7 protein-coding genes are annotated in these 12,832 nt (G+C 34.3%); all 7 read left to right on the forward strand.

Translation table 11 applies throughout. From position 1 onward, the window contains the following. Positions 1-240: 240 nt before the first annotated feature. Positions 241-789: a hypothetical protein gene (locus J3495_RS18580; protein ID WP_236025507.1), complete on the forward strand. Its 549-nt coding sequence runs from the start codon at positions 241-243 to the stop codon at positions 787-789. Positions 790-799: 10 nt separating this feature from the next. Then, the gene (locus tag J3495_RS18585) at positions 800-2,317 is read left to right on the forward strand and encodes a SusD/RagB family nutrient-binding outer membrane lipoprotein (protein ID WP_210668422.1); all 1,518 of its coding nucleotides are present in this window, start codon (positions 800-802) and stop codon (positions 2,315-2,317) included. Positions 2,318-2,726: 409 nt separating this feature from the next. Continuing rightward, complete coding sequence (locus tag J3495_RS18590) at positions 2,727-4,718, forward strand: beta-mannosidase (RefSeq protein ID WP_210668424.1); 1,992 nt, start codon at positions 2,727-2,729, stop codon at positions 4,716-4,718. Between the two features lie 160 nt (positions 4,719-4,878). Then, positions 4,879-7,155: a GH92 family glycosyl hydrolase gene (locus J3495_RS18595; RefSeq protein WP_210668426.1), complete on the forward strand. Its 2,277-nt coding sequence runs from the start codon at positions 4,879-4,881 to the stop codon at positions 7,153-7,155. A 134-nt stretch (positions 7,156-7,289) separates the two neighbouring features. Then, on the forward strand, positions 7,290-9,575 hold the full coding sequence (locus tag J3495_RS18600) for a GH92 family glycosyl hydrolase (protein WP_210668429.1): 2,286 nt from the start codon (positions 7,290-7,292) through the stop codon (positions 9,573-9,575). A 4-nt stretch (positions 9,576-9,579) separates the two neighbouring features. Continuing rightward, a complete protein-coding gene (locus tag J3495_RS18605) occupies positions 9,580-11,040 on the forward strand; it encodes a glycoside hydrolase family 125 protein (RefSeq protein ID WP_210668431.1) in 1,461 nt (486 codons plus the stop codon). Between the two features lie 94 nt (positions 11,041-11,134). After that, the gene (locus J3495_RS18610; protein ID WP_210668433.1) at positions 11,135-12,037 is read left to right on the forward strand and encodes an ROK family protein; all 903 of its coding nucleotides are present in this window, start codon (positions 11,135-11,137) and stop codon (positions 12,035-12,037) included. The last annotated feature ends 795 nt before the right edge of the window (positions 12,038-12,832 follow it).

The raw sequence follows: 12,832 nt of genomic DNA on the forward strand, positions 1-12,832 counted from the left end.
TTTCCCGCTCGTAACTTAATCGTACTGCTGATGATTTAAACTCAGCACTGTAAACTCGTTTTTTCATAATTCTAAGATATTTATTTTTATTTAAACAGTCTTAAAATTTATGTCCCAGTAAATGTAGTAACTCCAGCCTCTGTAGTTTTAGAAAAAGGACAGCCGTTTGGAGTAATTAAAGCTTATGATTATTTAAGAGATGCACAAGGAAATATTGTAATCGATACAAATGGTAGATTCATGAGAGGAAATTTAATTATTGCCGGACAAGGTGTTGCTCCAACATCTATGGGACTTACAAATGATTTTTCTTATAAAAATTTCACACTTTCAATCTTTGTAGATGCTAAATTTGGAGGAGAAATATATTCGGCGACAAACCAGTTAGGAGCGCGTTACGGATTGTCTGAAATTACACTTCCAGGTCGTGAAGGAGGAATCGCCGTATCAGGTACAGATGTAAGTGGTAATCCGGTAAACACAACTGTTTCGGCTTATGATTACTGGAGAAGTTACAGCGATGTAACATCAAATTTTGTATATGATGCTGATTTTGTGAAGTTAAGAGCCGTTTCTTTTAGCTATAATTTTCCAAAAACATATTTGTCAAAAACGCCTTTTCAATCCATCAGTTTAGCGTTTTCTGCACATAATTTATGGACAATTTATGATAAAGTGCCTAACATTGACCCAGAGTCAAACTATTCAAATAGTAATGCACAAGGTCTTGAAAGAGCCTCTATGCCTTTGACAAGAAATTATGGTGTAACGCTGAATGTCAAATTTTAATAATTAAAAAATGAAAAATAAATTTATAAAAATATTTTGTATCGCAATTGTTGGTGCAATGACATTAACTTCATGCGATAAGGGATTCGAGGAAATGAATACGAATCCAAATGCTTTGACAGATCCAGCTGTAAAATCAATGTTTACACTTGCTGAGATTTATGTAGATGGACAAGATTTTTCTAATACTAGGGGGAATAATTATTATGCAGCTCAAATCGTACAGCAATTTTCTTCATTAGGAGGTCCTAGTTCAAAATATACCTATTCTTCTGAATATTCAGGTTCTCTTTTTGGAGAATCATACGGTAAAGGATTGAATCAGATTTTTCAGTTACTTTCTGTTGTAAAAGATACACCAGAAAATGCAAATATGATTCAGTCTCTAAGAATCATGAAAGTATTCATGTTTCAAAAACTAACAGATACTTATGGTGAAATTCCTTATTTCGAAGCAGGAAAAGGATATAACGGAAATGTTTTTTCTCCAAAATACGACACACAAGAAGCGATCTATAATGATCTTTTAAAAGAATTAGATGAAGCTGGTGATGCTTTAGATGCTAATAAACCGTTTGTAGGTAACGCCGATTTGTACTACCAAAGTGATGTTGCTAAATGGAAAAAACTAGCAAATTCTTTAATGTTGAGAGTTGCAATGCGTTTATCAAAAGTAAATCCTGCAAAAGCAAAGCAATATGTTGAAAAAGCTGTTGCAAAAGGAGTTTTTACATCAAATGATGATAGCCTTGTTTTAAAACATGATGCAGGTCCACAAGGAGTTAAAACAAACCCAATCACTTCTTCATGGGTTAGAAATGATTTGAACGGAGGAGATGGAAATGTAAAATTCAGTAAAACATATATTGATTTTCTGAAAAACAACAATGATCCTCGTTTGAGAATCTATGCAAAGTTAGAAGCTACAGGAGACAACTCGCCAGCAAGTCAGCAAGGTCTTGCAAATGATGCAAAAGAATTTCCAGGAGGAGACAAAAAAATGTTCTCAGATCCTAATACGTCTACTGTTTTGCGTTTAGATGCCCCTACTTTAATGCTGTCTTATGCTGAGGTAAAATTTATATTAGCAGAAGCAGCTGTAAAAGGCTGGAATGTTGGCGGATCCGCTCAAACACATTATGAAGATGGAGTAAAAGCAGCAATGAATATCTTAACTATTTTTGGAGATAAAGTACCAGCAGTTTCAACAACTGAATACAACACCTATATTGCCGCTCACCCTTTTAAAACGGCTGGAACAGAAGCTGAAAAAATCGAGCAAATCATTACTCAAAAATGGGTAGTATTGTTGTTCAACGGTTTTGAAGCATTTTCAGAATATAGAAGAACAGGATATCCGTCTATCGTTCCTGTAAATGATCCTACGGGAGAAACAAAAGGAACGGTACCAAGAAGATTAATTTATGATCAGTCAGAATTGATTACCAATGCGGCTAATTATAAAGAAGCAATTTCACGTCAAGGGTTGGATTTAATGACAACTAGAATTTGGTGGGATAAACAATAATTAATTTGGTTAGATTAGTTTTAAGTAAGTCGGGTGCTATACCTGTCACCCGGCTTATTTTCTATTTTGATTTACATTAAATTAAAAGTTTATGTCAGAAAAACGTTCAGATGTTTTTAAACCCCTTTTTTTCGTAAAAGATAAAATTGCTTTTGCTGAAAAAGATGGAATTATTTATAAAAGAACTTATAAAGTGATGTATGTTTTTAATTTTTTCAAGTATCAATAGAATCTACAATCTACAATTAAGTTAGGCAGCCGTAAAAAGGGGAAATCATTTCTGGATATTCTGTTAGTTACTTTTATTCTATAATAAAAACCTAAAGAGAAGGAAAGGGGGATACTGGTAAAAATCAATTTTCCTTCTCCAACTGCCAAACTATAAAAATATATTTATTATTCAGTTACAATGAAGTATACAAAAAAGAGGTACTGGTTTTTATGTGTTTGTTTTGCCTTTTTGTCATTTACGGCAATTGCTCAAAATATTGCGATACAAAAAGGTTGGGAATATCGCGAAACTAAAACGGCAAAATGGTATCCTGCAACAGTTCCGGGAGAAATACATACAGATTTATTAAACAATAAATTAATACCCGATCCCTTTTTTAGAGACAATGAAAAAAAGTTAGTTTGGATCGAAAAGAAAGATTGGGAATACAAAACCACTTTTCATGTAAGTTCTGCTACACTTAGTAAAAAAAATGCAGAATTAGTTTTTGATGGATTAGATACTTATGTAACGGTCTACTTAAACAATCAGTTGGTTTTAAAAGCCGATAATATGTTTCGTCAATGGCGCGTAGATGTAAAGAGAATTATCAAATCAGGAAATAATGATTTGGTAATAGTATTTCAATCGGCACAAAATGTAGTCGATTCGCTTGCCAAAAAAGATTTACCATTTGTAATTCCAGATAATCCGCGCGCTTATGTACGTAAAGCGCAATACCATTTTGGCTGGGATTGGGGACCAAAATTTACGACTTGCGGAATTTGGAAAACACCTCGATTAGAAGCTTATGACGAAAAAACTCCTGAAAAACCATATGTGCTCGATCGCAAAATAGAACTGGTACAAGAACCTGATAATCTTGGTAAAACATTCTATTTTAAAATAGATGGAAAACCGGTTTATATGAAAGGGGCAAATTATATTCCGTCAGATGCATTTCTTTCAAGAGTGACCAAAAAAGAATACGAAAAAGTAATAGGCATGGCCAAAGATGCCAATATGAATATGCTTCGCGTTTGGGGTGGAGGAATATACGAAGACGATTACTTCTACGATTTATGCGATAAAAACGGAATCTATGTTTGGCAGGATTTTATGTTTGCAGGAACAATGGTGCCGGGAGATGATGCTTTTTTTGATAATGTAAAAAAAGAAGTTCAGTATCAGGTAAAACGCTTACGTCATCATAAAAGTATTGTTTTGTGGTGTGGAAACAATGAAATCGATGAAGCCTTTAAAGATTGGGGATGGCAGAAAAGCATGAAAATGTCCAAGCAGGATTCAACTAAATTATGGAAAGATTATGTTCGTTTATTTCAGGATAGTATTCCAAAATGGGTAAAAGAAGTAGATACTAAGCGACCATATATTAGCTCATCTCCATTATTTCATTGGTCCAAAGAAAAAAGCATAACAGAAGGAGACAGCCATTATTGGGGAACTTGGTGGGGACTAGAAGATGTTGAAGCTGTACAGAAAAAAACCGGGCGTTTTGTGAGCGAATACGGAATGCAGGCAATGCCAACCTATTCTTCTATCGAAAAATTTACTTTGCCTGAAGATCGATATTTGTATTCTGATATTTTAGAGGCACATCAAAAAGCGGGGAAAGGGTTCATGAAATTAGATTCCTATTTGAATCGCTATTTCATTAAATCAGAAAAAATAAAAAACATGAGCGTTGAGGATTATACCTATCTCACACAATGTTTGCAGTATTATTCTTTGAAAAATATTATAGGAATCCATCGTTCAAAAGCGCCGTACAATATGGGAACATTAGTTTGGCAATTGAACGATTGCTGGCCAGTAGCAAGTTGGAGTGTAACCGATTATTATGACCGACAGCCCAAAGCAGCTTGGTATGCCATGAAGGAAGCCTATCGGGATGATAAAACTCCCGAAATTGATTTGACACGTCCGATAGATTTAAAACTTGAAGACCCAAAAATCACTTGGGAAGTAAAAGGAAATAAACTGATTTTAAAAGCGTCAAAATTCGCTAAATATGTCAATGTTTCTATAAAAGGATATACAGGAAAATGGAGCGATAATTATATGGATTTGAAAGCTGGTGAAGAAAAAACAATTTCCTTCGAAGGTAAAATAGTAAAGCCAGAGGTTAGAGTTTATTCTCTATATGATGTTTTAGGAAGGTACAAGTAAAGGTTCAAAGAAGCAAAGGCTCAACGGTTCAAAGTGAAAACTTTATGAATCTTGTGTAAGTCATTGTGCGCTGTGCGATTAATTTTTTTAAAATCCGTATAAATCTGATTAACCCTTGCCATCCGTGGTCATTGACGCTAGTAAAATAAAAAAATAGAATATGTTTATAAAATACAACAAAATAGCTTTTATCGGAATCTTAGCTTTAAACTTATTTTTTGCTAATCCTGTAATTTCGCAGGAAAAGAAAGCAAAACAAACAAGCTCAGATTATACCCAATATGTAAATCCGTTTATAGGATCAGCGGGACACGGACACGTATTTGTGGGTGCGAATGTACCTTTTGGCGCAGTACAATTAGGACCCGTAAATGTTTTTGAAGGCTGGGATTGGTGCAGCGGATACAATTATGCGAGTAACACAATTTTAGGGTTTACACACACGCATTTAAGCGGAACTGGAATTGGTGATTTAAATGATATTTTGTTATTGCCAGTCTCGGGAAAAGTACCCCTTATCAAAGGAACAAAAGAAGATATGATCACGGGTTATGGCTCTTATTTTTCACATGAAAATGAAGTTACCAAGCCAGGATATTATAGTGTTTTGCTTGATAAATATAAAATTAAAGCTGAGCTAACCGCTAGCGAAAGAGTAGGTTTTCATAAATATACTTTCAATTCTGCTACTGATAATCACATATTATTAGATTTAGCAGACGGAATAGGATGGGACAAACCCGTAAAAACTTTCATCAAAAAAATAAATGAAACCACTTTGGTTGGATACAGATATTCTGCAGGTTGGGCAGCTGATCAGCGTATCTTTTTTACGATGGAATTTTCTGAACCAATTTCAAATATTATCCTATATGATGATAAAACTGTAGTAAAAGGAATTGAAGGTGAAGGCTTAAAATTGAAAGCAGTTCTTGATTTTACTGCTTTAAAAAACAAACAGGTTTTGGTAAAAGTTGGAATTTCTCCAGTAAGTTATGAGAACGCTTCCGCGAATATTAAAGCCGAAATTCCGAATTGGGATTTTAATGCTGTAGCAAAAGAAGCGACTTCAAAATGGAACAAAGAATTGAATAAAATTCAGATCAAAGCAGACGATAAAACGATGAAAGTTTTTTATACTGCAATGTATCATACCATGTTTGCGCCATCAATTTTTAATGATGCAAACGGAGATTATAGAGGAACAGATAAAAAAGTATACGAAAAAGCAAATTTCACCAACTACACCACTTTTTCTCTTTGGGATACGTATCGCGCACTTCATCCTTTATACACCATCATACAGCCAGATAAAATCAATGATATTGTAAAATCATTTTTAGCAATCTACGAGCAACAAGGCCGATTACCAGTTTGGCACTTAATGGGCAATGAAACCAATACTATGAATGGTAATCACTCTATCGCTGTTATTGCAGACGCTTACTTAAAAGGCTATAGAGATTATGATACCGCATTGGCATACGAAGCCATCAAAAAAACTGCGATGCAAACGCGTGATGGAATGGATTATGTACAAAAATTAGAATATATTCCAGCCGATAAAATGCTGGAATCCGTTGGAAATGCTTTAGAATATGCCATAGATGATTATTGTGTAGCTCAAATGGCAAAGTCTTTAGGCAAAACGGATGATTATAATTATTTTACCAAAAGAGCCAATTTGTACAAGTTATATTTCGATAAAGAAACCACTTTCATGAGAGGAAAATTAACGGATGGAAATTGGAGAACACCATTTAATCCGCTTTCATCGGCGCATCGTAAAGATGATTATGTAGAGGGAAATGCGTGGCAATATACATGGCTTGCTCCTCACGACCCTTATGGTTTAATTGATTTATTTGGAAGCGAAGATAAATTTTTGGCCAAATTAGATTCACTTTTCTTACTAACAGACAAAGTCGAAGGTGAAGAAGTTTCTCCAGATATTAGTGGTTTAATCGGTCAATATGCACAAGGAAATGAGCCAAATCATCATATTCCTTATCTTTATGCTTTTGCAGGACAACCTTGGAAAACAGCAAAGCTAATTCGTGAAATCGATGATAAATTTTATTCTACAAAACCAGACGGACTTTGCGGAAACGAGGATTTAGGGCAGATGTCGGCTTGGTATGTTTTCTCCTCAATGGGATTTTATTCGGTTAACCCAGCAAATGGAATTTATGTTTTGGGAAGTCCGCTAGTAAATTCGGCCAGTGTACATTATAAAGAAGGAGTTTCATTTAGATTGAATGCCGTAAACAATAGCAAAACAAATATCTATATTCAAAAAGCGGAATACAACGGAAAACCGTATACAAAATCCTTCATCACTCATGATATGATTGTAAAAGGCGGAGAGTTGAAATTGTATATGGGGAACAAACCATCGACAACATTTGGAGTGAAAAAGGAAGATAGACCGTTTTAGATTTAAGAAGTAGGAACTTTCAGTTTCCTGCAAGGTTTTCAAAACCTTGTAGGTATATATTAATACAAGTTTAGAGTATATACTCACAGTTTAAAGCTTATAGCCTACAGCTTAAAGCGTAAAGCCATATAAATATGAAAATAAAAAGTTTAATTTTTTTAGGGATAATGCAATGTTGCGTTTTTGTAAATGCACAAGTCAAAAATTTGGATCCTGTAGAATATGTAAATCCTTTGATGGGAACCCAATCTTTGCATAGTCTTTCAAATGGAAATACCTATCCGGCCATTTGTCGACCATGGGGAATGAATTTCTGGACGCCACAAACCGGTAAAATGGGCGACGGTTGGGCTTATATTTATACGGCTGAAAAAATCAGAGGATTCAAACAAACACATCAACCTTCGCCCTGGATGAATGATTACGGACAGTTTTCGATTATGCCTGTAACGGGAAAATTAGTTTTTGACGAAACAGAAAGAGCAAGTTGGTTCAGCCACAAAGCGGAGGTTTCGAAACCGTATTATTACAGCGTATATCTTGCCGATTATGATGTAACGACCGAAATTACTGCAACCGAAAGAGCAGCACATTTTCAAATTACATTCCCTGAAAATGAGCAATCTTCTATTGTAATCGATGCTTTTGATAAAGGTTCTTATATAAAAATTATTCCATCAGAAAATAAAATTATTGGTTACACAACCCGCAACAGTGGAGGAGTTCCAGAGAATTTCAAAAACTATTTCGTATTACAATTCGATAAACCATTTGCGACAAATTATACATGGCATGATAAAGTTTTAGAAAAAGACAAATTAGAATTAAAAGACAATCATGTAGGTGCAGTTGTTGGTTTTAAAACAAAAAAAGGAGAAATAGTAAACGTAAAAGTTTCGTCTTCATTTATTAGCTCTGAACAAGCCGAATTGAATTTGAAGAATGAATTAGGAGCATCTTCTTTTAATGAAACCGTAGCCGAATCTAAAAAAGAATGGAATAAAGTTCTTGGAAAATTAACCGCTGAAGGTGGAACCGATGAACAATTAAAAACATTTTATTCTTGTTTATACCGCACCGCTTGTTTTCCGCAAAAGCAATATGAAGTAAATGCAAAAGGCGAAATTGTACATTATAGCCCTTATAACGGACAAGTTTTGCCAGGTTATATGTTTGCAGGAACTGGATTTTGGGACACTTTTAGAGCCTTATATCCTTTGTTGAATTTAGTTTATCCTTCGATAAATAAAGAAATGCAGGAAGGATTAATTAACGATTATAAAGAAGGCGGTTTCTTGCCAGAATGGTCAAGCCCTGGGTTTAGAAATGTAATGGTTGGTAATAACTCGGCATCTGTAGTTGCTGATGCCTATATCAAAGGTTTACGTGGTTATGATATCAATAAATTATACGAAGCGTTGCTGCACGGAGCCAATAATGAAGGTCCACTTGAAGCCGTAGGACGAAAAGGAGTAGAATATTATAACACTTTAGGGTATGTTCCTTATGATGTGAAAATCAATGAAAATGCAGCAAGAACATTAGAATATGCTTATGATGATTTCACGATCTGGAAATTGGCAAAAGCTTTAAACCGTCCTAAAAAAGAAATTAGTTTATACGAAAAGCGAATGATGAATTATAAAAATCTTTATAATCCTGAAATTGGTTTTATGAGTGGCAGAAATAAAGACGGAAGCTTTCCGAAAAATTTTAATCCATTTAAATGGGGCGATGCGTTTACTGAAGGGAATGCGATGCATTACAGCTGGAGTGTTTTTCATGATGTACATGGTTTGATTGATTTAATGGGCGGCGAGAAAAATTTCACCGCAAAATTAGACGCTGTTTTTACGACTCCACCAGTTTTTGATGATAGTTATTACGGATCCGTTATTCACGAAATACGTGAAATGCAAATCATGAATATGGGACAATATGCACACGGAAATCAGCCTATTCAGCACATGATTTATTTGTATAATTATGCAGGAGAACCTTGGAAAACACAATATTGGTCAAGAGAAGTAATGAATCGTTTGTACAAACCAACGCCAGACGGTTATTGCGGAGACGAAGATAACGGGCAAACATCGGCATGGTATGTTTTCTCGGCAATGGGATTTTACCCAGTTTGTCCTGGAACAGAAGAGTATGTTCTTGGAGCGCCATTATTTAAGAAACTTACTTTACAATTAGAAAACGGGAAACAACTGGTCATAAATGCTCCAAATAATTCAGAAACGAGCAAATATGTTCAGGAATTAAAATGGGATAATGTAATATTTACAAAGAATTATATCAATCATTTTGATGTATTAAAAGGTGGCGAATTAAATTTTGATATGATTAGTTCCCCTAATTTACAAAGAGGAACTTCTGCAAGCGCCTATCCATATTCATATTCAACTTCAAAATAAAACTATGCAATCACGTAGAAAATTTATAAAAAACACAGGGATTTTTTCAGCAGGATTACTGGCACTTCAGACCGATGTTTTTGCAATGAAATCAGATACTTTTAATTTTTCGATTAAAGATTTTGTGAGTAAAAGACCTCCATTAGCCGAACGAAAATTTACTAGTAAAGCAGTCGAAGCTGTAATTGTAAGAATCAAAAAACAAATCGCAAATCCAGAATTGGCGTGGTTGTTCGAAAATTGTTTCCCAAACACATTAGATACCACCGTAGATTTTGAAATCATCGACGGAAAACCAGATACGTATGTAATTACGGGTGATATTGATGCAATGTGGTTGCGCGATAGTACAGCACAAATATGGCCGTATATTCCGTTTGTCAAAGAAGATAAAAAACTTGCCGAATTGGTAAAAGGAGTAATCAATCGTCAGGCAAAATGTATTTTACTAGATCCTTATGCAAATGCTTTTTACAAAGATTTTAATCAGGTAAGTGAATGGAAAAACGACATGACCAAAATGCAGCCCGGAATTCACGAGCGCAAATGGGAGATCGATAGTTTATGTTACCCAATACGATTGGCACACGGATATTGGAAGGAAACTGGAGATATTAGTTTATTCGACAGTAAGTGGAAAGAAGCAATGCTTTTGGTCTTACAGACTTTCAAAGAGCAACAACGCTGGACGGATAAAGGGCCTTATAATTTCCAGAGAGTAACGGGTTGGGCAACTGATGGTGTGCCTCTAGGTGGTTATGGTTATCCCGTAAAACCATGCGGATTAATCGTTTCGACTTTTAGACCAAGTGACGACAGTACGCTGTTCGGATATTTAATTCCGAGTAATATGTTTGCTATTGAAGTACTTGGGTATCTTCAGGAGATTTTCTCTTTACCAGCATTAAAAGATGATAATTTAGTAGCTAAAGCAAAAGAATTACAAGGACAAGTTCAGAAAGGATTAGAAGAAAACGGAATCATCGAACATCCGAAATTCGGAAAAATCATTGCTTTTGAAGTCAACGGATACGGAAGTTTCCACATGATGGATGATGCCAATGTTCCTTCGTTATTGTCATTACCTTATTTAGGAGCAATTGAACCGGATAGTCCACTTTATTTGAATACCAGAAAAGTTGTGCTTTCAGAAAATAATCCGTTTTTCTATAAAGGAAAAGCAGGCGAGGGCGTTGGCGGACCACATACGGGAACCGATACGATCTGGCCTATGAGTATTGTTTTACGAGCAATTACAAGTGTTGATGAAACAGAAATAAAAGCGTGTATCAGTAATTTGATCAAAACAAATGCCGATACCGGATTTATGCATGAGTCTTTCCATAAAGATGATGTAACCAAATTTACCCGAAAATGGTTTGCCTGGGCCAATACATTATTTGGAGAAATGATTGTTCATACCAGCATTCACTATCCTGAAATTTTAAAGGATAAAAATATTTAATAGTAAAAAACTAAAAAATAATCTACTAAGAAAGTATTTTAATTAAGTTACGTTGCTTTTTTAAAAATTTCTTAAGGATTCAAAAAATAAAAGAATGAATACAGAATATGCCGTTGGATTGGATATTGGAGGCACACATATTACAGCAGCGATTATCGATATAGTAGCGATGAAAATGATTGATTTTTCGTTGCACAAAGAGTCATTTGATTCTAATTTGCCAGTTGCAGAAGTGATGACTATTTGGGAAAAAGCAATTCGCACTTCTATAGAGAATTCTAAAGTAGAAAAGACTACAGGTTTAGCCGTTTGTATGCCAGGACCATTCGATTATACTGCGGGTGTTTGTTGGATCAAAGGGCAATCTAAATACGAGCATTTTTATGGTTTGAACGTTCGGGATTTATTTCAGAATAAACTGAATCTTTCTGCAGATTTTCCAATTCTTTTTGAAAACGATGCCGTTTGTTTTGGTAAAGGAGAAGTTTTTAGAGACTCTGATAATCTTTCTAAAAAAGTAATGGCGATCACATTAGGTACAGGACTTGGAGCTTGTTTTATTGACAAAGGAGAATCGATTAGTATTGGAGATTTAGTACCAAAAGATGGCGAAATATACGATCTTCCATACAAAGAAGGAATTGCCGAAGATTACGTTTCGGCACGCGGACTTATAGCTAGTTATTTTGCTTTAAGCGGAAAAAAACTCAACAATGGTTTAGAGCTTTTTAATCTGGCTAAAGCCGAAGATCAAATAGCAATGAAAGTATTTGAAGAAATGGGAGAAGATTTAGCCGCAATTGTGATTCCGTGGTTAGAGAATTTCTCTGCCGATAGTTTTATTATTGGAGGAAAAATTGCAAATGCCAGTGAGTTTTTCTTGCCGGTTTTCATCAAAAAAATAAAAGAAGCAGGAAGCAATGTAACCGTTTCTGTTTCGACAGATAATGAAATCGCAGCTTTATTAGGTGCTACAAGTTTGCTTTATACAGCTTAGATTTTTATAAATTTAGGTAGTGTTACAGATTAGGTGTTTTTATAAAATAGCGACGTAACAAACTGAACAAGAATATAAAATTTTAATTATTGAATAGAAAAAGAGACGACCTGTTGGTCGTCTCTTTCGTTTTTAGTTTTTTAGTAAGCCTTAAATACTTTTATCTTACCTTAGTGTTTCAAATTAGATCATGAAAATAATAAGTAGAATATTTTAAATTGAAACAAATTATAAATTAATATTCCTTTTTAGTTTAAACGCGATCTTTTGTATGATATGAAAAGGATTTGAAAAAGGTGGATATCGTAAACCGATTAAACAAAATTAGGTAAATATATTAAATGTTGGGAGTGATAGCACTTAAACGCAAAAGAAAATAAAATCATTTTATTACAACTCATAAAAAAATAAAAGTTTAGATTCTAATATTATCTCAGAATTTAAAGATGAAGGCTTCTTCATATTGTATAAATAAAATATTACGTATAAATACTTGTTTTTAAGTAGTGTAATATGCGAAGATTTTTGACTGTGTCACTTATTGCTTGTACTGTAGTGATTTGTATGAATAACTTTGTGATTCAATTGATAAGCCTATTATAGCAGAAAGTAAAATAAATAATCGCGTAAAATTATTTCAAATAAATAATTTAGATTTGCTTGCGAAATTTAATTAATTCAAGTTGCTAGTTTCTATAGTATAAAAAACAAAGCAGAGGTTTAGTAAATTTGTTTTGCGAACCAATAAACCTCACCAATGCTTTGTAAAGACAAAATTATATCAATTTTTTGTTT

This window comes from Flavobacterium geliluteum, assembly GCF_017948595.1.
GTDB lineage: Bacteria > Bacteroidota > Bacteroidia > Flavobacteriales > Flavobacteriaceae > Flavobacterium > Flavobacterium flavipigmentatum.